Here is a 19,840-nt window from a genome sequence, read left to right as displayed (position 1 = left end):
CGGCGAGGATCGATCATCGCGTGCCCGAGCGCCCGCTACCGCCACTCTTCTGTAGTTGCCAACTATATGCAATACCGGCCGGTCGATGGCGGTGACCCGCCGGCCCCCGGTCTCGCTCACAAGGCGGCCGTGCTGCCCGCTGAATATGCTCGAGGGGTGGAGTACAGCGAGCAGGCGGTGCTGACCGGGATGTTGCAGTCGGCGGAGGACGCCGCCCCGGTGCAGGCGGTCGAGGCCGTCACCGGCGTCATCGCCACGGCGCTGAACGCGCGCGGCGTCTCGCTGCTGATCGCCGACCTCAGCGGTCGCGCGCTGGTCCGGCTGACCCACCAGCCGGACGGCGGCGGCGCCGGGCGACGCCACGGCGAGGAGGAGGCCGAGGTCCTCCCGTTCGACGGCGGGCCCTACGAACGCACCCTCCGTCAGCAGGCCCCCGAGGTCGTCCCCGGCGACGGCACGTGGACCGTGCTGGCGCCGGTCACCGACCGCGGTGAGGCGATCGGCCTGCTGGAGATCGACCTGCCCGACGAGCCGGACGGCGACGTGGTGAACTGGGTCGCCCGTACCGCGCACGCGCTGGCGTTCGTGGTCATCGCCAACCGCAGGCACACCGACCTGTTCGAGTGGGGACAGCGCACCACCCCGTTCACCCTCTCCGCCGAGATCCAGCGCCGCCTGCTGCCCGCCTCGTTCACCTGCGAGGCCGGCGCCTTCGCTCTCTCCGGCTGGCTGGAACCCGCCGCGAGCGTCGGCGGCGACACCTTCGACTACAGCCTGGCCCGGGACCTGCTGCACCTCAGCGTCACCGACGCGATGGGCCACGGCGTGGCGAGCGCGCTCACCGCCACCCTCGGCGTGGGCAGCCTGCGCAACACCCGCCGGCGCGGCCTCGGTCTCGTCGCGCAGGCCGAGGAGGCCAACCGGGCGGTCGCGGAGCACGCCAACGTACGCGGCGCGTACGTCACCGCCGTGCTGGGCCGTATCGACCTGACCACCGGGCGCTGCGAGCTGCTGAACGCGGGGCACGTCCCGCCGCTGCTGGTCCGGGACGGCCGGGTCGTACCCGTGGAACTGCCGGGCAACTTCCCGTTCGGGATGTTCCCCGGCGAGAGCTACCGCAGCGCGGAGCTACCGCTGCTGCCCGGCGACCGGCTGGTGGTGGTCACCGACGGCATGCGCGAACGCAACGCCGCGGACCTCGACCTGGCCGCCGCCCTGCTCCGCCTCGCCCACCTGCATCCCCGCGAGGCGGTCCGGGCACTGTCCGACGCGATGCTGGAGATCGCCGGGCCGGCTCTGGCCGACGACGCCACACTGCTCGTCGTCGACTGGTACGGCGGCCACGGGCCACGCCGCAGCACCGCCGGCGCGGACAGCGCCCGCGTCAGCCCGGACGAGGAGCGCTCAGCGCACCGCCGTCGGTGAGCCGTCCTCGGCCTCGCGGACCGTGCCGAAGAGCGGGATGACGCGGTCCACCGAGGTGATCGAGAAGACGTTGCGGATCGACTGGCGTACGACGGCCAGACCGAGCCAGCCGTCGCGCTCCCGCAGGTTCTTGTAGACGAGCACCAGCGCGCCCAAGCCGCTGGAATCCACGAATCCGACCTGGGTCAGGTCGACGACCACCGTCCGCGCACCGGTCTCCACCACCTCGAGCAGCCGGTCACGCAACTGAGGCGCGCTGGCCATGTCCAGATCGCCGACGACCTCGATCACCGGGCCGACGCGCCCCTGCCGGGTCGTCACCGAGAACTCCACCACGCCCCCTCTACCGCGCCGCCGACGGCACCACACTTCTACCCACCGTGCCAGATATCCGCCCTGATCGCCTCCCGTAGGTGCGCGACGGCTCAGCGGCCTCGCCGCAACGTGGTGGAGGACCCCTCAGTGCCGGTCGAGCCCGGTACCGGAGCGGGGATCCACACCTCGGCGGCGGCCCGGCGGCGCTCGGCGAGGCGTACCGCCGGCCGCATCGCCAGGCCGGCGAGCACGAACAGCCCGCCGAGCACCAGCCAGCCCGGGGTGCCCCAGCCGAGCAGCAGCGAGGTCAGCAGCACCGGGCCGAGCATCCGGGCGAGCTGCGGCGCCATGCCGAAGAAGCCCTGGTACTGCCCCTGCCGGTCGGGTCGGGCCAGGGTGAAGCCGACCTCCCAGCCGCTGGCCGCCTGCACCATCTCGCCGAACACCTGCACCAGTGCCGCGCCCAGCAGCACCGCCGAGGCCACCCACGCGCCGCCGACCATCCCGGAGACCGCGTACGCGCCGCAAGCGACAAGCAGCACCCAACCGGCGTGCCCGCTGGCCCGCGCCGCCGTGCCCGGATCGGTCACCCGGCGGGCCACCCGGACCTGCCACAGCACCACGCACAGCATGTTCACGGTGAGCACGATCGCGCCCATCGGCGCCGGGGCGTCGGTCCGTTCCGCGATCCACAGTGGCAACGCCAGGCTGAGCAGCGGCATGTTCAGGCACATCACCGCGTTCAGCAGGGTGATCAGCGCGTACGGGCGGTCGCGCAGCACGGCCAGCCGGCCCGGCTCGGGTCCGGCCGGGACCGGCGCCGCCGCCTCGGGCAGCCGGCGCACCAGCAGGGCGGCGGCCAGGAAGCTCGCCGCGTCGAGCGCGAAGGCGGACAGGTACGCCGGGCGGCTGTCCGCCCAGAGCACGAGCGCGCCCAGCCCGGCCCCGGCGGCCAGGCCGGCGTTCGAGACCGACTGCAACCGGGCCCGTACCGCGGTGCGCCGCGCGGGCTCGATCAGCCCGACCAGCAGCGCCTGCCGGCTGGCGGTGAGCCCGGCTTGGCAGGCGGCGTAGCAACATGCGAGCAGCACGAACAGCGGGAAGGAACGGATCACGAGGAAGCCGCTGAGTGCGGCGGCGGTGGCGACGGCGAAGACGACTGTCATCCGCCGCGCGCCGTAGCGGTCTGCCAGCTGGCCGGCGGGCACCCCGGCGAGGATGCCCGTCGACCAGCCCACGGTGAGGGCGATCCCGACCTGCGCCGGGGACAACCCGACCACCCGGATGAAGAACAGCGCCGAGCAGGCGTAGAACGCGCCGTCACCCACCGAGTTGGCGAGCTGGGCCAGGGCCAGCACCCGGACCCGGCGGCCGGTGTCGACATCGGTCATTGCTCGTCCCCCGTTCGCCGTGCTCCTTCCTCCATCCAAGACCTGCGGATTGGCTCACAGAAGCGCCGATTCCAGGCGATTCGATTGGGCCAATGTAGGGTCGTCGCGGTGGACGTACACGTGAGCCTGGCCGGCCCCGGCGACCGCGCCACCCGGATCCACAGGCAGTTGCTGGAGGCGATCCTGGACGGCCGGCTGCGGCCCGGCGAACGACTGCCACCGACCCGCGAGCTGGCCCGGCGGCTCGACGTCTCCCGCAACACGGTCGCCGTCGCCTACGAGCGGCTGACCGCCGAGGGCCTGCTCACCGCCCGGGTCGGCGCGGGCACGTTCGTCGCCGGCGAGCCGGTCGCCCGCGCCCGGCCCCGTCCGGCACCGGCCGGTGGCGTACGCCCCCGGGGGTTCTGGGCGTCCGCCGCGCCGGCCCCCACCGCCGCGCCCCGACCGGGCCACGACTTCCGGGCCGGCACCCCTGACACCGGGCTGTTCCCGCTGGCCACCTGGCGGCGGCTGGTCGCCGGGGAACTGCGCACCGCGACGATCCGGGGCGGATACGCCGACCCGGCCGGGCACCAGGGCCTGCGTACCGCCGTCGCCCGTTACGTGGGACTCGCCCGCGCGGTACGGGCCGCGCCCGAGGACGTCGTCGTCACCCACGGCGCCCAGCAGGCGTTGGACCTGATCGCCCGGGTGGTGCTCGAACCGGGCGACCGGGTGGCGGTGGAGGAGCCCGGCTATCCCCCCGCCCGGCGGCTGTTCGCCGGCCACGGCGCGCGGGTCGTGCCGGTGCCCGTCGACGACCAGGGCCTCGACGTTCGCGCGCTACCAGGCGACGCGCGGCTGGTCTACGTCACCCCGTCCCACCAGTTCCCGCTGGGCGTCCGGATGTCCCCGGCCCGCCGGGCGGCGCTGCTGGACTGGGCGGCGGCCCGGGACGCGGTGGTCGTGGAGGACGACTACGACACCGAGTTCCGCTTCTCGGCCCGCCCGCTGGACCCGTTGCAGACGCTGGACCGGGCCGGGAAGGTCGTCTACGTCGGCACGTTCTCCAAGACCCTGCTGCCCATGCTGCGCCTCGGTTTCCTGGTCGCCCCGGCGTCGCTTCGCCCGGCGCTGCTGGCCGCCCGGCAGCTCACCGACTGGCACGGCGACCACACCACTCAGGCCGCGCTGGCCCGGTTCATCGACTCCGGCGAACTGGCCCGGCACATCCGCAAGGCGACCCGGGTGTACGCCGAGCGGCGCGACCTGATCGACGCCGCGTTGCGATCCGACCTCGCCGACTGGCTCGACCCGGTGCCGTCGACGGCGGGCCTGCACCTGTGCGCGCGGCTGCGCCCGGAGACCGGCGTCGACCTGCCGGAAGTCGTCGCCCGGGCGGCGGAGGCCGGCGTCACGGTACGCGAGATCGCCGGTTACCGGGCGGGCCCGCCCGGCCCGACCGGTCTGGTGCTCGGCTACGGCGCCGTCGGCACCGCCGACGTGCCCGACGGGCTCCGGTTGCTCGCGCGCAGCTTCCGCGGCTGACCGTCGGCGACGCGGATTCCTCCGGGCTTCGAGCAACCCCGGGAGCCCCACCTGGCGTGACTATCCCGAATCTGATCGGAGGTCCGGATGAGTGATCGCGACACGGCGTTCGCGGAGTACTTCTCGGCGAGGCACCGTGCCATGCGCGCCACCGCGTATCTGCTCTGCGGTGACTGGCACCGCGCGGAGGACCTGGTCCAGACCGGGTTCACCAAGCTGTACCTGGTCTGGAACCGGGTCGACCGGCACGACGCGCTCGACTCCTACGTGCGCCAGATCATCGTCCGGTCCTTCCTCGACGAACGGCGGCGGGGCTGGTGGCGGCGGGAACGGGTGGGCACGCCCGACGCCGATCCACCGGCGCCCGCGAGTCCGTCCGAGGACCGGCTCGTGGTGCTCCAGGCGCTCGCCGCCGTACCGCCCCGGCAGCGCGCCGTCCTGGTCCTCCGCTACTGGGAGGACCTGCCGGTCGACGAGGTGGCGGCGCTGCTGAACTGCTCGCCGGGAACGGTGAAGAGCCAGTCCGCCCGGGGCCTGGACACGTTGCGCGGCCTCCTGTCACCCATGCACTCATCGAGCGAGAAGGGGCAACGATGAACGGAGACCAGCTGCGCGAGGCGCTTCGCGACGAGATGCTCGGCGTCGCCGCGCCGCCGCGACCGAGCACGGACGGCATGCTGCGCTCCGCCCGCCGGGCACGCAACCGGCGCCGGGTCATCCGGGCGTGCGCCGGATCGGCGACGGCGGTACTCGCCGTCGCGGGTGTCGTGGCCCTCGCCACCCCGGACGGCGGCGACCGACGCCCGCCCGCCGCGCTGCCGCAGACCGCCCCGTCGCCGGACGACAGCGCCGAGCCGATGCCGACCGGGCCCGACGGCCTGCCCCAGGAGGACCGCACCGCGCGGGCGGGCACCCGGTACCACAAGGCCGTCCTGCTGCTCGACCAGCTCGTCACAGTGGTGCCCGCCGGCTACACCGCTGAGAAGACCGTCTCCAGCAAGACCGGGAAGGAGACGCTGGGCACGCACGAGGCCAACTTCATCGGACGGGCCGACGGCGCCGAGCTGTGGAGCTACACGGCCTCGGTCGACGTGGCGAAGGGGACGTGGAGGGGACGCCTGCTCACCGAGGTGCACACACCGGGGAACCCGCTGCCGACCGAACCGTGTGGCCTGGCGCGCGCGTTCTGGGGCATGGGGGGCATGGGGGGCGAGTGCCAGCCGATGACCGTCGGCGACGCGACTGTGGGTGTGGTGGTTCGTCCCGGCGCGGACGACCGGTTCGACCAGTGGGCGGCCTACCGGCACCCCGACGGCATGGTGGTCTTCGTGGCGCAGGGCGCGTACGACAGGCAGACATCCGCGTCCCCGCTGCCGTTCACCGCGCGCGAACTGGCGACGCTCGCCGTCGACCAGCGGCTGCACCTTGGGTAGCCCCGAGGTGGGCGCGGCTGAACTACCCTCGCGCCCGTGAACACTGTGGAGATCGATGCGCCAGTCGTCGGTGTGACCGTCTACCCGGACCGCGCGCGGGTCACTCGCCGGGGTGGTCTCCGGCTCGCCGCGGGGGAACATCGGGTACGCGTCGCGCCGCTCCCGCTGGGCCTGCGGCGGGACTCGATCCGGGTGGGCGGTCACGGCCCGGCCACCGTGCTCGGTGTCGACGTGACCGCCCACCGGCAGGCCCGCAGCACCGACGCGCAGGTCGTCGAGCTGGAACGGCGGCGGCGGGAACTCGCCGACGAGGTGGCCGAGGTCGAGGACACGGACGCGATCGAGGCCCAGCGCGGCGAGTTCCTCACCCGGCTGGCCGAGCGCGCCGGTGGCACGTACGCCCGGGCCCTGGCCGCCGGCGACGCGGCCCCGGCCGACGTCGCGGCCTTCACCGAGTCGGTGTCCGGTCAGCTCGCCGAGTCCCGGGCCCGGCGGCGCGGGCTGGCCCGGCGGCGCACCGACCTGGCGGAGGAGCTGGCCGCCGTCGACCGCGAGCTGGCGGCGGCGCGCGGCAAGCGGACGCCGGACCGGCTGGCCGCCGAGGTGTCGGTCTCGGTGGACGCCGACGACGCCGAGGTGGAGCTGGAGCTGACCTACCTGGTGGACGGCGCCCGCTGGACCCCCTCCTACGACCTGCGGCTGGTCGGCGACACCATGACCGTCACCTGGTTCGGGCTGGTCAGCCAGGACACCGGGGAGGACTGGCCGGAGTGCGAACTCCTGCTCTCCACCGCCCGCCCGGCGGCGGCGAGCGGCGTCCCCGAACTGTCGCCCTGGTATCTCGACCGGCTCCGCCCGCAGCCGCCGATGGCCGTGTCGGCCGCGTCGTTCGACGGCACGTTGCCACCCCCGGCGCCCGGCGCGGCGCCGCCGCCGGGCCGGGCCGGCGCGGCCCGGTCGGCGGCGGTCCGGCCGGCCGTGCGGGAGAACGTGGCCGAGGTCGAGCAGGGCGTCACGGCGGCGACCTACCGGCCCGCCCGGCCGGTGGCGGTGCCGGCCGACGGCAGCGCGCACCGGGTGACGGTCGCGGCGCTGGAGCTGCCGGCCCGGCTGGACCACGTCAGCGTGCCGGTACGTGCCGCCGAGGCGCACCTGCGGGCGACGGTACGCAACACGTCCGACCACACGCTGCTGCCCGGCCCGGCGTCGGTGTTCCACGGCGCGGACTTCGTCGCGGCGACGCGGTTGACCATGTGGGCGCCGGGCGAGGAGACCGAGCTGGCGCTGGGGGTCGACGACCGGGTACGGGTGGAGCGGAAGCTGCACCGGCGCACCGAGAGCAGGGCGACGCTCGGGTCGACGCGGCGGCGGGAGGTGGAGTACCGGATCACTGTCGCGAACCACACGCCCCGCCCGGCCACTCTCGAGGTGCGCGACCAGTTGCCGGTGTCCCGGGACGAGTCGGTGGTGGTACGCGAGACGATGCTGACGCCGCCGCCCGCCGAGCGTACGGAGCTGGGCGAGCTGACCTGGCGGCTGTCGCTCGCGCCGGGCGAGAGCGGCGAGATCGCGCTGGGCTTCCGGGTGGAGCTGGCCAAGGGCGTCGAGCTGACCGGCTGGCGGGAGTAGCCGCAGGCGTTAGGAAGGGCCCCTTCTTATGCAGAATGCGTTAAGAAGGGGCCCTTCCTTCGGTCCGGTCAGACGCGGCGACGACCGTACAGGCCGGCGAAGATCGCGACGCCGATGGCCGCGAAGCCGACCTGGAGCGCCAGCTCGATCCAGTCGATGCCGGGAGTGTCGGCGACGCCGAACGCACCGGCCACCAGGGTGCCGACGAGCGCGGCGACCACACCGATGAGCAGGGTCAGCCAGATCGGGATGTTCTGCTTGCCCGGCACCACCAGGCGCCCGAGCGCACCGATGACCAGGCCGATGATGAGCGCGGTGAAGAAGCCCGTGATCTCCACGAGAGGCGTCCCTTCCCTCGGATGTGTTGGCGCCTCGCTGGTTGCCCCGATCAACCGTCCGGCCAAACGTACGGTCCGATTTCGTCACAGAACTGTCATGACCGGGCCGGTCAGTGCTCCGAGTGCTGGCGGCGGCGCGGCGCGCCGGGCGGCTCGTCCCGGTCGATGCGCAGTTCCCGCTCCAACTCGGCGATGACCATGCGCAGGTCGTCCAGGCGCTGACTGATCGCGATCCGGTCCACCTCGTCAGGTATCCCGTCGCCGTCTTCGTCGTAGTCCGGCGCCAGCCCTTCGGTCATCTCCAGCCGGCGCGCCTCCTCCATCGAGTTGACGATGACCGCGATGAGGATGTTCAGCAGCAGGTTGACCGCGATCATCACGAAGCTGACGTAGTAGAGAAGCGTCCACGGTGACACCTCAAGGCCCTGTTCCAGCAGGTCCGGCAACGTCTCCAGGGACAGCAGCACGAACAGCGTGACGAGGGAACGGCCGATGTCGCCGTACTGCTCGGGGTAACGGTCGCCGAAGATCAGCCATCCGGCCATGCCGTACACGTAGAGCGTGACGGCGGCGAGCGCGAGGAACCCGGCGACGCCGGGCAGGCTGCGCCACAGCGCCGTGACGATGGTCCGCAGGCCGGGCGAGAAGCGGACCAGCCGCAGCACCCGGGCGACCCGGATGAACCGCAGCACGCCCGAGTCGCCGTGCAGTCCCGGGATGAAGATGGCCGCGGTGACCAGCAGGTCGAAGACGTTCCAGCCGTGCCGGAAGAAGTCCTGCGGACGGCGGCCGTACGCGAGGATCCGGATGGTGATCTCCACGACGAAGGCGGCCCGGAACATCAGCTCCGTCCACCGCAGCACCGGCCCGGCGGCGCCCAGGTTCGGGTACGTCTCGATACCCAGCACCACTCCGTTGGCCATGATGAGCACCACGATGGCCACCTCGAACGGCCGGGACGCGACGAGCCGGGCACAGTGGCCCGCCAGCCCTCGCCTCCCCGTGCTCGTCCGGCGACCGCCGCGCGGGGTCGGCACCGTGTCCCCGATCAGCGCCTACCTCCACGACACGAGGTCCGGGCAACGTACGGACGACGGGGGGTAGTCACCCGGACACTTTAGTGGATCACCGACGGCGCGCGGTCACGGCCGAGGCCCGGCCGGCCCGGCTCACAGCCAGCCGCGGCGCTTGAACAGCAGATAGAGCGCGCCGCAGACGGCGAGCATCAGGGCGAGCGCGAACAGATAGCCGTACCGCCAGCCCAGCTCCGGCATGTGCCCGAAGTTCATCCCGTACACGGTGCCGATCAGGGTCGGCGCGAACAGGATGGCGGCCCAGGCGGAGACCCGCTTGATCTCCTCGTTCTGCTCGAAGCTGGCGGCGGTCAGGCTGCGCATCTCCTCGTTCTGCGCCTGCGAGACCAGCGTGGCGTTGACGGTGAGGATGTTCTGGAGCAGGTGCCGGAACCCGTCCACCCGCTCCACCACCTGGGTGAGGTGGTCGGCCACATCGCGCAGCCGACGGCGCAGCTCCTCGTCCGTGCCGTACTTGTCGAACCCGTGTGCCAGCTCGTCCACCACCTTCAGCAGCGGGCGGGCGGCCCGCTGGAACTGGATCACCTCGCGGCTCAGCTCGTAGATGCGGCGGCTGGCGTTCGGGTCGCCGCCGAACACCTCGGTCTCGACCTCGTCGATGTCGTTCTCCAGCCCGGCCACCACCGGCGCGTAGCCGTCCACCACCCGGTCGAGCACGGCGTAGAGCACCGCTTCCGGGCCGAGCGCGAGCACGTTCGGCTCGGCCTCCAGCCGCCGTCGTACGCCGGCCAGGTCGGGCGTGCCGCCGTGCCGCACGGTGATCACGAATCCGGGCCCGAGGAACAGGTGCAGCTCGGCGAACTCGACCGCGTCCCGCTCGTCCAGGTATCGGGCGGCGCGCAGCACCACGAACAGGGTGTCGCCGTAGCGTTCCAGCTTGGGGCGCTGATGGGCGTTGATCGCGTCCTCGACGGCCAGGTCGGGGAGCTGGAACTCGGCGGCGAGCGAGGCGATCTGCTCGCGGCCCGGCCGGAGCAGCCCGATCCAGGCCATCGCGTCGTCGAGCTGCTGCAGGCAGCGGTACGTGTCGGCGAGGCTGACCGGCGACGCCCGCCGTACCCCGCCGACGTAGACGCCGCTGTCGACCAGCCCGTCGGGGCGCTCCGGCTCCGCCGCGCCGGCGTCGATGGCGTGTTCGTCCAGTTGCCGGCCGAACCCCTCCGAGGACCGGTTGCCCGCCATGCCCCTCCCCCGCAGCCCGACCGGCTCGCCGAGTCCCCCGCCGAGGCGGTCGCAAACGTCAGGGGCGGTAGCGGTAGCCCATCCCCGGCTCGGTGATCAGGTGCCGGGGCCGGGCCGGGTCGTCCTCCAGCTTGCGCCGCAACTGGGCCATGTACTGCCGCAGGTAGTTCGTCTCCTGGTGGTACTCCGGCCCCCACACGTCGTGCAGCAACTGGCGCTGGCTGACCAGCTTGCCCGGGTTGCGCAGCAGCTTCTCCAGCATCGCCCACTGGGTGGGGGTCAGCTTGACCTCGACGCCGTCGTCCCGGGTGACGGTCCGGTCGGCCAGGTCGACCGTGTTGCGGCCGATCCGCAGCGCGGGCACGGCGGGCGTGGCCGGGGCGAGCCGCCGGGTCACCGCCCGGATGCGGGCCAGCAGCTCGTCCACCCCGAACGGCTTGGTGACGTAGTCGTCGGCGCCCGCGTCGAGCGCGGCCACCTTGTCCTCGCTGCCGGCCCGGCCGGAGAGCACGATGATCGGCACGGCGGTCCAGCCGCGCAGGCCCCGGATCACCTCGGTGCCGTCCAGATCCGGCAGGCCCAGGTCGAGCACCACCAGGTCCGGCGGGTGCCCGGCGGCGGCCTTGAGCGCGGCGGCGCCGCTGCCTGCGACCTCCACGTCGTAGCCCCGGGCGCGCAGGTTGATCCGCAGGGCGCGCAGGATCTGCGGCTCGTCGTCGACGACCAGGATCCGGGTCATTCCTGCGGCCCTTCCGCGTGCGGGGCGGCCGGCAGCCGCAACACCATGGTGAGTCCGCCGCCGGGCGTGGTCTCCGGGGTGATGCTGCCACCCATCGCCTCGGCGAGACCCCGGGACAGCGCCAGCCCGAGGCCGACGCCGGTCTGGTTGTCCCGGTCGCCGAGGCGCTGGAACGGCAGGAAGACGTGCTCCCACTGGTCCTCCGGGATGCCCGGCCCGGTGTCGATCACCCGCAGCTCGACCTGCCCGGCGTGCGCGCTGCCGGTGATCGTCGGCGGGCGGCCGGGCGGGCTGTGCCGCAGCGCGTTCGACACCACGTTGACGAGCACGCGCTCCAGCAGGCCCGGGTCGGCCAGCGCCGCCGGCAGGTCGGCCGGGATGTCCGTGGTCACCTCGGCCGCCGCCGGGCCCAGTTCGTCGAGGGCCCGGGGTACGGCGTCCTCCAGCCCGATCGCGGTGGTGGTGACGCCCAGCGCGCCGGCCTGCAGGCGGCTCATGTCGAGCAGGTTCGCCACCAGCCGGCCCAGCCGGTCCAGCGACTCGTCGGCGGTGGCCAGCAGTTCCTCCCGGTCGTCCGGGTCGAACTCGACGTCGTGGCTGCGCAGGCTGCTCACCGCGGCCTTGGCCGACGCCAGCGGCGTACGCAGGTCGTGGCTGACCGCCGCGAGCAGCGCGGTGCGCATCCGGTCGGCGGCGGCCAGCGGGCGGGCGGTGGCGGCCTCCTCGGCCAGCCGTTCCTGGCGCAGCGCGACGGCGGCCTGCGCGGCGAACGCCTCCACCACCCGGCGGTCGGCCGCCTCCAGCCGCCGGCCGGCGAGCACCACGCTGAGCCGGTCGTCGACCGGCACCACCGTCTCGCCCGCGCCCGGGCTACCGGGCGGCCGCTCGCCGACGCTCGCCACCACCCGCCAGGCGTCCGCGTCCCGGGCGCGCGCCGGGCGTCCGCCGGCCTCGTCGGTCAGCTCCAGCACGCTCACCGCGCGCAACCCGAACGTCTCCCGCAGCCGGTCCAGCAGGGCGGGCAGCGGCCGCTCGCCGCGCAGCACGCTGCCCGCGACGGTGGCCAGGGTCTGCGCGTCGGCGGAGGCCCGGGCCGCCTCCCGGGTACGCCGGGCCGCCACGTCGACCACCCAGCTCACCGCGATGGCGACACCGACGAACACGCCGAGGGCGAGCAGGTTGTCCGCCTCGGCGATGGTCAGCGTCCGGTACGGCGGGGTGAAGAACCAGTTGAGCAGCAGCGAGCCGCCGAGCGCGGCGACCAGCGCCGGCCAGAGCCCGCCGACCAGCGCCACGCCCACCACACCGGCGAGGAACAGCAGGATGTCGTTTGTGAGCGTGAGGTCGGGCAGCGTCCGCAGCAGCAGCGTGAGCAGGGGCATGCCGAGCACCGCGAGCGCGTACCCGATCAGTCGCCGGCGTCGCGACAGCGCGGCGGGCACCGACGTGCCCCGGCGCCCGCGGCCCGCCTCGGGGTGGGTGACCAGGTGCACGTCGATCGGGCCGGACAGCGCGGTGGTGGTCACCCCGACGCCCCGGGCGAACACCTGCGCGAACCGGCCCCGGCGGCTCGCGCCGAGCACGAGCTGGGTGGCGTTGACGCCCCGGGCGAAGTCCAGCAGTGACGCCGGGATGTCGGTGCCGAGCACCTGGTGGTACGTGCCGCCGAGGCTCTCCACCAGCACCCGCTGCCGGGCCAGCTGGGCCGGGTCGGCGCCGGCCAGCCCGTCGCTGCGGGCGACGTGCACGGCGAGCAGGTCGGCACCCTTGCTGCGGGCGGCGATCCGGGCCGCCCGGCGGATCAGCGTCTCGCCCTCCGGGCCGCCGGTCAGCGCGACGACCACCCGTTCCCGCGCCTCCCAGGTGTCGGAGATGCCCTGCTGGGCCCGGTACGCGTCGAGCTGCTCGTCGACCTTGTCGGCCAGCCAGAGCAGCGCCAGTTCGCGCAGCGCGGTGAGGTTGCCGACCCGGAAGTAGTTGCCGAGCGCGGCGTCGATCTTGTCGGGCCGGTAGATGTTGCCGTGCGCCATCCGGCGGCGCAGCGCCTCCGGCGTCATGTCCACCAGCTCGACCTGCTCGGCGGCGCGGACCACCTGGTCCGGCACGGTCTCGCGCTGGGTGGTGCCGGTGATCTGCGCGACCACGTCGTTGAGCGACTCCAGGTGCTGCACGTTGACCGTGGACAGCACGCTGATGCCGGCGTCGAGCAGCTCCTGCACGTCCTGCCAGCGCTTCTCGTGCCGGGAGCCGGGCACGTTGGTGTGGGCCAGCTCGTCCACCACGACGACCTCGGGCCGCCGGGCCAGCACGGCGTCCAGGTCCATCTCGGTGAACTCGACGCCCCGGTACGTCATCGCCCGGCGCGGCACCACCTCCAGGTCGCCGATCATCTCGGCGGTGTGCCGGCGCCCGTGCGTCTCGACCAGGCCGATCACCACGTCGGTGCCGCGCTCGGCCCGGCGCTGGGCCTCCTCCAGCATCGCGTACGTCTTGCCGACGCCCGGGGCGGCCCCGAGATAGATCCGCAGTTCACCCCTGCCCACGCCCCCATCCTCCCTGAGTGCAAGGAAGGGCCCCCTGTTAACGCCTCGCGAGGTGAAGGGGGCCCTTCTTAACACTTCCGTCAGCGCGCCGGGAACGCCTCGTCCAGCGCGAGGTTGAGTTCCAGCACGTTCACCCCCGGCTCGCCCATGAAGCCCAGCGCCCGGCCGGTGGTGTGCTCGGCGACCAGCCGCCGTACCGCCGCCGGGTCCGCACCGCGCTCCCGCGCCACCCGGGCCACCTGGAGCCGGGCGTACGCCGGGGAGATGTGCGGGTCGAGGCCGCTGCCGCTGGCGGTGACCGCGTCGGCCGGTACGGCGGGCCGGGCCGGGGCGTCCCCGCGGACCGGGGTGACGATGCCGCCCTCGGCCACGTAGTCGTGACCGGGCTGCGCCGCCTCCACCGGTACGCCCTGCCAGGTGGTGACGAACGGCGTCGCGGGCGCGGCCTGGTTGACGCTCACCACGCGGGTGATCCGGCCGGTGAGTCCGTCGGCGCGGAACACGGCGAGCACCGCGCCCACCCCGTCCGGCGTGCAGTACGGGCGCCGCCCGTCCACGCCGTCCAGTTCGCCGATCGCCTTGCTGCGGGCGCAGACCTGGGTGAGCAGGCTCGACGTGGAGTCGGCGGGGTCGGCGGAGAGCGTGTCCACCACGCTCTCCGGGCCGAGGTTGCTCGCCGCGGTGGCGGTCGGGTCGTAGCCGTCCCCGGCGGCCGACGGGCGGGACTGGAAGTAGCGCGGGATCGGGTTGCCGTCCGCGTCGGTGAACGACTGGCCGATCAGCGAGCTGCCGACGGTACGGCCGTCGACGGTGAGCAGTGACCCGTCGGCCCTGCCGTCGAGGCCTGGGAGCCGGCCGGCGGCGACCAGGGCGAGCGGGTAGAGCAGGCCGAGCAGCACGGTGAAGACGAGCACCGCGCGCAGGGCGGCCAGGTGCTGGGAGAGCCAACTGGGAAGGCGCATCACGAGATCCCCGGGACGAACTGGACGAGCAGGTCGATGAGCTTGATGCCGACGAACGGCACCACGATGCCGCCGAGGCCGTAGAGCCACAGGTTGCGGCGCAGCAGCGCGGACGCGCTGGCCGGGCGGTACCGCACGCCGCGCAGGGCCAGCGGGATCAGCGCCACGATGACTATCGCGTTGAAGACGACGGCGGAGAGGATCGCCGACTCGGGGCCGGCCAGCCGCATGATGTTCAGCCGGTCCAGCGACGGGTAGATGCCGGCGAACATGGCCGGGATGATCGCGAAGTACTTCGCGATGTCGTTGGCGATGCTGAACGTCGTCAGCGCGCCCCGGGTGATCAGCAACTGCTTGCCGATCTCCACGATCTCGATCAGCTTGGTCGGGTCGGAGTCGAGGTCGACCATGTTGCCGGCCTCCTTCGCCGCCGACGTGCCGGTGTTCATGGCCACGCCGACGTCCGCCTGGGCCAGCGCGGGCGCGTCGTTCGTGCCGTCGCCGGTCATGGCGACGAGCCGGCCGCCCTCCTGCTCCTTCTTGATCAGGGCGAGCTTGTCCTCCGGCGTGGCCTCGGCGAGGAAGTCGTCCACGCCCGCCTCGTCGGCGATCGCCTTCGCGGTACGCGGGTTGTCGCCGGTGATCATCACGGTGCGGATGCCCATCCGGCGCATCTCGTCGAAGCGCTCCCGCATGCCGGCCTTCACCACGTCCTTGAGGTGGATGACGCCGAGCGCCCGGGCCGGTTCGCCCGTCACGTGCTCGGCCACCACCAGCGGCGTACCGCCGGTGCCGCTGATCGCGTCGACCAGCTCACCGACCTGTTCGGTCGGGTGACCGCCGTTGTCGCGTACCCACTTCATCACCGCGGCGGCGGCGCCCTTGCGGACGTGCCGGACGCCGCCGCCGGCGTCGAGGTCGACGCCGCTCATCCGGGTCTGCGCGGTGAACGGCACGAACGTGGCGTGCGGGATGAGGCCGGGCTCGCGCTCGCGCAGCCCGTACTCGTTCTTCGCGAGCACCACCACCGAGCGGCCCTCGGGGGTCTCGTCGGCCAGGCTGGACAGCTGCGCCGCGTCGGCGAGCGTGGCCGCGTCGACCCCGGTCACCGGCAGGAACTCGGCGGCCTGCCGGTTGCCGAGCGTGATCGTGCCGGTCTTGTCCAGCAGCAGCGTGTTGACGTCGCCTGCCGCCTCGACCGCCCGGCCGCTCATCGCCAGCACGTTGCGCTGCACGAGCCGGTCCATGCCGGCGATGCCGATAGCGGACAGCAGCGCGCCGATGGTGGTCGGGATGAGACAGACCAGCAGCGACACGAGGACGACGCCGGTGACGCCGGAGTCGGTGATCGCCGCGGTGTCCGGCGCGGCGGCCTGGTAGCCCTTCGCGAAGATCGCCATGGGCTGGAGCGTGACGACGGCGAGCAGGAAGACGATCGTCAGCGCGGCCAGCAGGATGTTCAGCGCGATCTCGTTCGGCGTCTTCTGCCGGTTGGCGCCCTCGACCAGCGCGATCATCCGGTCGATGAAGCTCTCGCCCGGCTTCTGGGTGATCCGCACGACGATCCGGTCGGAGAGCACCCGGGTGCCGCCGGTGACCGCGCTGCGGTCGCCGCCGGACTCCCGGATCACCGGGGCGGACTCGCCGGTGATCGCCGACTCGTCGACGCTGGCGATGCCCTCCACCACGTCGCCGTCACCGGGAATGACCTGCCCGGCCTCGACCAGGACGACGTCACCCTGGCGCAGTTGCGGCGCGGGCACCGCCTCGTCCCGGTACGCGTTCGCGGCGGCGCCGGGAGTCCAGCCGACCAGTCGGGTGGCGACGGTGTCCTGCTTGGCCCGGCGCAGCGTGTCGGCCTGCGCCTTGCCGCGCCCCTCGGCGACCGCCTCGGCCAGGTTCGCGAAGATCACCGTGAGCCAGAGCCAGACCGTGATCGCCACGGCGAACACCGACGGGTCGGTCACCGCGAGCACAGTGGTGAACAGCGCGCCGATCTCCACGATCAGCATCACCGGGTTGCGCCACAGCGTGCGCGGGTCGAGCTTGCGCAGCGCGTCCGGCAGCGACGCGATCAGCTGGCGAGGGTCGAGCAGCCCGCCGCCGACCCGGTCGTCGCGGCGCCCCGGCGTACCTGCCACCGGCGCGTCGGCGGTCTGCACAGGTGCTGTCATGTCCTTGTCTCTCATGGTGGTCACAGCCCTTCGGCCAGCGGGCCGAGCGCGAGCGCGGGAAGGAAGGTGAGCGCGACGAGGACCACCGTGACGCCGACGACCATGCCGACGAACAGCGGCCGGTGGGTCGGCAGGGTGCCCTCGGAGGCGGGTGTGGGTTGCTGGCGGGCCAGCGAGCCGGCCAGCGCGAGCACGAAGATGATCGGCAGGAACCGGCCGAGCAGCATGCAGAGCCCGAGCGCGGTGTTCCACCACGGCGTGTTCACGGTGATGCCGGCGAACGCGGAGCCGTTGTTGTTGCTGGCCGAGGTGAACGCGTAGAGCACTTCGGACAGCCCGTGCGGCCCGACGTTCAGCGCTGTCGAGGCGTTGCCGGTGGCGAACGCTGCGGCGGTGCCGGTGAGCACCAGCGCCGGGGTGATCAGGAAGTACATCGAGGCGAACTTGATCTCGCGCGAGCCGATCTTCTTGCCCAGGTACTCCGGGGTGCGCCCGACCATCAGCCCGGCCACGAACACCGTGATCACCGCGAGGATCAGCAGCCCGTACAGGCCCGCGCCGACGCCGCCGGGCGCGACCTCGCCGAGCATCATGTTGCCCAGCGTCATCATGCCGCCCAGCGCGGTGTACGAGTCGTGGAACGAGTTGACCGCGCCGGTCGAGGTGAGCGTGGTGGCCGCCGCGAACGTGGCCGAATTCGACACGTCGAAGCGCACCTCCTTGCCCTCCATCGCCGCGCCGACCGCCTGCGGCACCGTGCCGTCGCCGGTCAGCTCGAAGACGTTGGTGAGGGTGATGCTGGCGAGCGCCAGGATCGCCATCACGGCGACGATCGCGTAGCCCTGCCGCTTCTGCCCCACCATCCGGCCGAAGACCCGGGGCAGGCTGAACGGGATCACCAGGATCAGGAAGATCTCCAGCCAGTTCGTCCACGCGGTCGGGTTCTCGAACGGGTGGGAGCTGTTGACGTTGTAGAAGCCGCCGCCGTTGGTGCCCAGCTCCTTGATGACCTCCTGGCTCGCCACCGGTCCGCCGGTGACGGTCTGGGCGCCGCCGGTCAGCGTGGTCACGTCGGTGCCGCCGGAGAGGTTCTGCACCACGCCGCCGAGCATCAGCGCGAGCGCGCCGAGCACCGCGATCGGCAGCAGGATCCGCAGCGTGACCCGGGTCAGGTCGACCCAGAAGTTGCCCAGCTCGCCGGTGCGGCTACGGGCGAAGCCCCGGACCAGCGCCACCGCCACGGCGATGCCGACGGCGGCCGAGACGAAGTTCTGCACCGCCAGCCCGGCCATCTGGACCAGGTGGCCCATCGTCGACTCACCCGAGTACCACTGCCAGTTCGTGTTGGTCACGAACGACACAGCGGTGTTCCAGGCGCCGTGCGGCACCACCGGGTCGAAGCCCAGCGAGAGCCACAGGTGGTTCTGCAGCCGCTGGAACGCGTACAGGAACAGCAGGGAGACGGCCGAGAAGGCCAGCACCGAGCGGGCGTACACGCCCCAGGTCTGCTCGGCGGCCGGGTCGACCCCGACCAGGCGGTAGATCCCCCGCTCGACCCGGGACGACCGGGTTCCGGCGACCACCCGGTACATGTGGTCGCCGAACGGCCGGTGCACGGCGACCAGCGCCACCACCAGCGACAGGACGAAGAGCACGCCGGCTGTGGTCATGCTCATCAGAAGCGCTCCGGGAACAGCAGGGCGACGACCAGGAACACGCCCAACCCGATCGCCAGCACCAGGCCGACGGCGTTGACGGCGCTCACAGCTTCTCCACGCCCCTCACCACGAGGGCGAGAGCCGCGAACAGCCCCACCGTCAGCAACACGAACAGCACGTCAGACACGGCTGATCTCTCCTAGCGGAAGATGTCCTCGCGACCGCCTCCCGGCCGCGCCGGGCAATCACAACGCCGTATCCGCCGGACCGACAGGGGTCTTGACGCGACCATCACGCGCGACGGCGGTTTCTTGACGCGCTTTTCACGCCGCCTCCGTGGGCGGTGATCCGGGTCACCGGACGGGCCTCGGCCCCGATCGACCGGAGGTGCCGGTAGCCGGTGCCGAGCACCGCGGCGAACCCGATCGGCACGGCCTGGGACCAGGCGTCACCCGGGCCGGTCAGCTCGCCGTAGCGGTGGGCGAGGAACCCGACGAAGACCGCCGCACCCAGCGCGGCCACCGCCGCGACCGCGCGCAGATCGGCCACCACAGCGGCGTACGCCCCGACGACGCCCGCCATCACCAGGACCCGCCCGGGTCGCTCGTCGGGTGTGAACACCCCGGCCGCCACCAGCGCCGCGCCGACCACCACGACGGCGCCGGTGGCCACCCGGAATCCGGTGCACCCGTCCGCCCGTTCTCGTCCCATGTCCGCCTCCCGCGTCGGTACGTCCCTCGCGGGCCATACCAGCCGGGCCGGGTGGGCACGGTCGACGGCTTTGACGGATCCGGTACGGGCGGGCCGGGACTTTTCACGCCGCCTTCACGGACCGCCCGGCGCGGGGACCGTGACGGGCCGGTCCGCCGCCTACGCTGGCCCGGTGACCACCGAACTGACAGAGCTGTCGGACGAGCTGGGCGCCGACCTGATCGTCCGGACCGCCACCGGTTACCGGCTGCCGCTCACCGACGCGCAGGTGGACGTGAAGGCGGTGCTGCGGGTGCTCGACGACTGCGAGCAGGGTGGTGCGAGGCGTCGCGGAGCCCGTGACGGCCGGCGGGATCAGCGCGGTTTCACGACGGTTTCACGCCGCCGGGTCACCCGTCGATCGCGCGGTGCACTGGCCTCGTGACTGAGCGCGCGGTCAGCGGGGCATCGCCCGCCAGCCGGAGCCGCTCGCCCGCCACGCCCCGGCGAGGATGCTCGCCGAGCCGCGGCTCGGGCACTGCTGGATGCGGGACCGGCCGCTGGCCCCACCGATCTGCGCCTGGACCTGCCACTGGCTTCCGTCGGTGCGGATGTAGACGTCGCGCCGTCCGCGAGGGTTGCTGACGCCGTTCCACCAGTGTTCCTCGACCACCATGCCGTGACCGTACCGCAGGAGACCCGGAGCAGCACAGACGCAAATTGGTTGCCACCGCCGGCCG

Annotated in this window: 19 protein-coding genes; 6 read left to right on the top strand and 13 right to left on the bottom strand. The window is 73.1% G+C overall.

Features of this window, described 5'->3' with window-relative positions; all coding sequences use genetic code 11:
• Positions 1–156 precede the first annotated feature (156 nt).
• A complete protein-coding gene (locus HA073_RS04715) occupies positions 157–1,425 on the top strand; it encodes a PP2C family protein-serine/threonine phosphatase (protein ID WP_309227986.1) in 1,269 nt (422 codons plus the stop codon).
• Here HA073_RS04715 and HA073_RS04710 read toward each other — a convergent pair.
• Complete coding sequence (locus HA073_RS04710) at positions 1,405–1,746, bottom strand: STAS domain-containing protein (protein WP_231915651.1); 342 nt, start codon at positions 1,744–1,746, stop codon at positions 1,405–1,407. The two genes, HA073_RS04715 and HA073_RS04710, sit on opposite strands and share 21 nt — an antisense overlap.
• 104 nt (positions 1,747–1,850) lie before the next feature.
• Complete coding sequence (locus HA073_RS04705; protein WP_064448591.1) at positions 1,851–3,131, bottom strand: MFS transporter; 1,281 nt, start codon at positions 3,129–3,131, stop codon at positions 1,851–1,853.
• A 108-nt stretch (positions 3,132–3,239) separates the two neighbouring features.
• On the opposite strand from HA073_RS04705, the gene HA073_RS04700 reads away from it, so the two are divergent.
• The 4 genes from HA073_RS04700 (at position 3,240) to HA073_RS04685 (ending at position 7,720) form a co-directional block, all read left to right on the top strand.
• Positions 3,240–4,658: a PLP-dependent aminotransferase family protein gene (locus HA073_RS04700; protein WP_166455761.1), complete on the top strand. Its 1,419-nt coding sequence runs from the start codon at positions 3,240–3,242 to the stop codon at positions 4,656–4,658.
• An 87-nt stretch (positions 4,659–4,745) separates the two neighbouring features.
• Positions 4,746–5,255 (top strand): SigE family RNA polymerase sigma factor, encoded by a 510-nt coding sequence (locus tag HA073_RS04695; RefSeq protein ID WP_043327033.1) that lies wholly within the window; start codon positions 4,746–4,748, stop codon positions 5,253–5,255.
• On the top strand, positions 5,252–6,091 hold the full coding sequence (locus HA073_RS04690) for a hypothetical protein (RefSeq protein WP_064448593.1): 840 nt from the start codon (positions 5,252–5,254) through the stop codon (positions 6,089–6,091). Before HA073_RS04695 ends, HA073_RS04690 begins: the two co-directional genes overlap by 4 nt.
• Positions 6,092–6,127: 36 nt before the next feature.
• A complete protein-coding gene (locus tag HA073_RS04685) occupies positions 6,128–7,720 on the top strand; it encodes a DUF4139 domain-containing protein (RefSeq protein WP_166455760.1) in 1,593 nt (530 codons plus the stop codon).
• Positions 7,721–7,788: 68 nt separating this feature from the next.
• Here the strand turns inward: HA073_RS04685 and HA073_RS04680 are convergent, their stop codons facing one another.
• The 10 genes from HA073_RS04680 to HA073_RS04635 form a co-directional block, all read right to left on the bottom strand.
• Positions 7,789–8,058: a GlsB/YeaQ/YmgE family stress response membrane protein gene (locus tag HA073_RS04680; protein ID WP_043327037.1), complete on the bottom strand. Its 270-nt coding sequence runs from the start codon at positions 8,056–8,058 to the stop codon at positions 7,789–7,791.
• 110 nt (positions 8,059–8,168) lie between these two features.
• Positions 8,169–9,095 (bottom strand): ion transporter, encoded by a 927-nt coding sequence (locus HA073_RS04675; protein WP_043327039.1) that lies wholly within the window; start codon positions 9,093–9,095, stop codon positions 8,169–8,171.
• Between the two features lie 132 nt (positions 9,096–9,227).
• Positions 9,228–10,334 (bottom strand): magnesium and cobalt transport protein CorA, encoded by a 1,107-nt coding sequence (locus HA073_RS04670; RefSeq protein WP_043327041.1) that lies wholly within the window; start codon positions 10,332–10,334, stop codon positions 9,228–9,230.
• Between the two features lie 58 nt (positions 10,335–10,392).
• A complete protein-coding gene (locus HA073_RS04665; RefSeq protein WP_043327043.1) occupies positions 10,393–11,073 on the bottom strand; it encodes a response regulator in 681 nt (226 codons plus the stop codon).
• Complete coding sequence (locus HA073_RS04660; RefSeq protein ID WP_166455759.1) at positions 11,070–13,616, bottom strand: DUF4118 domain-containing protein; 2,547 nt, start codon at positions 13,614–13,616, stop codon at positions 11,070–11,072. Before HA073_RS04660 ends, HA073_RS04665 begins: the two co-directional genes overlap by 4 nt.
• Positions 13,617–13,696: 80 nt before the next feature.
• Positions 13,697–14,578 (bottom strand): potassium-transporting ATPase subunit C, encoded by an 882-nt coding sequence (locus tag HA073_RS04655; protein ID WP_166455758.1) that lies wholly within the window; start codon positions 14,576–14,578, stop codon positions 13,697–13,699.
• Positions 14,578–16,752 (bottom strand): potassium-transporting ATPase subunit KdpB, encoded by a 2,175-nt coding sequence (gene kdpB / locus HA073_RS04650; protein WP_166455757.1) that lies wholly within the window; start codon positions 16,750–16,752, stop codon positions 14,578–14,580. Before kdpB ends, HA073_RS04655 begins: the two co-directional genes overlap by 1 nt.
• 20 nt (positions 16,753–16,772) lie before the next feature.
• Positions 16,773–18,428, bottom strand: coding sequence for a potassium-transporting ATPase subunit KdpA (gene kdpA, locus HA073_RS04645; protein WP_064448599.1), 1,656 nt, complete (start codon positions 18,426–18,428; stop codon positions 16,773–16,775).
• A complete protein-coding gene (gene kdpF / locus HA073_RS04640) occupies positions 18,428–18,517 on the bottom strand; it encodes a K(+)-transporting ATPase subunit F (protein WP_036343797.1) in 90 nt (29 codons plus the stop codon). Before kdpF ends, kdpA begins: the two co-directional genes overlap by 1 nt.
• 184 nt (positions 18,518–18,701) lie before the next feature.
• The gene (locus HA073_RS04635; RefSeq protein WP_240925515.1) at positions 18,702–19,121 is read right to left on the bottom strand and encodes a hypothetical protein; all 420 of its coding nucleotides are present in this window, start codon (positions 19,119–19,121) and stop codon (positions 18,702–18,704) included.
• Between the two features lie 172 nt (positions 19,122–19,293).
• Here HA073_RS04635 and HA073_RS04630 point away from each other — a divergent pair, with 172 nt between their 5' ends.
• Complete coding sequence (locus HA073_RS04630) at positions 19,294–19,545, top strand: hypothetical protein (RefSeq protein WP_166455756.1); 252 nt, start codon at positions 19,294–19,296, stop codon at positions 19,543–19,545.
• Positions 19,546–19,557: 12 nt separating this feature from the next.
• Here the strand turns inward: HA073_RS04630 and HA073_RS04625 are convergent, their stop codons facing one another.
• Complete coding sequence (locus HA073_RS04625) at positions 19,558–19,776, bottom strand: hypothetical protein (protein WP_030503492.1); 219 nt, start codon at positions 19,774–19,776, stop codon at positions 19,558–19,560.
• Between the last annotated feature and the right edge of the window lie 64 nt (positions 19,777–19,840).

The sequence above is a fragment of the Micromonospora sp. CMU55-4 genome, from assembly GCF_011602315.1.
Classification (GTDB): domain Bacteria; phylum Actinomycetota; class Actinomycetes; order Mycobacteriales; family Micromonosporaceae; genus Micromonospora; species Micromonospora chalcea.
Note: the sequence above shows the minus strand (reverse complement) of the source record. Positions and strands in the feature narration are given on the sequence as shown.

What these genes read in the sequence shown, in the direction of transcription:
- HA073_RS04705 (WP_064448591.1), bottom strand. Translation starts at nt 3,131, where the DNA reads ATGACCGATGTCGACACCGGCCGCCGGGTCCGGGTGCTGGCCCTGGCC.
- HA073_RS04695 (WP_043327033.1), top strand. Translation starts at nt 4,746, where the DNA reads ATGAGTGATCGCGACACGGCGTTCGCGGAGTACTTCTCGGCGAGGCAC.
- HA073_RS04690 (WP_064448593.1), top strand. Translation starts at nt 5,252, where the DNA reads ATGAACGGAGACCAGCTGCGCGAGGCGCTTCGCGACGAGATGCTCGGC.
- HA073_RS04670 (WP_043327041.1), bottom strand. Translation starts at nt 10,334, where the DNA reads ATGGCGGGCAACCGGTCCTCGGAGGGGTTCGGCCGGCAACTGGACGAA.
- HA073_RS04665 (WP_043327043.1), bottom strand. Translation starts at nt 11,073, where the DNA reads ATGACCCGGATCCTGGTCGTCGACGACGAGCCGCAGATCCTGCGCGCC.
- HA073_RS04655 (WP_166455758.1), bottom strand. Translation starts at nt 14,578, where the DNA reads ATGCGCCTTCCCAGTTGGCTCTCCCAGCACCTGGCCGCCCTGCGCGCG.
- kdpB (WP_166455757.1), bottom strand. Translation starts at nt 16,752, where the DNA reads ATGACAGCACCTGTGCAGACCGCCGACGCGCCGGTGGCAGGTACGCCG.
- kdpA (WP_064448599.1), bottom strand. Translation starts at nt 18,428, where the DNA reads ATGAGCATGACCACAGCCGGCGTGCTCTTCGTCCTGTCGCTGGTGGTG.
- HA073_RS04635 (WP_240925515.1), bottom strand. Translation starts at nt 19,121, where the DNA reads ATGGGACGAGAACGGGCGGACGGGTGCACCGGATTCCGGGTGGCCACC.
- HA073_RS04625 (WP_030503492.1), bottom strand. Translation starts at nt 19,776, where the DNA reads ATGGTGGTCGAGGAACACTGGTGGAACGGCGTCAGCAACCCTCGCGGA.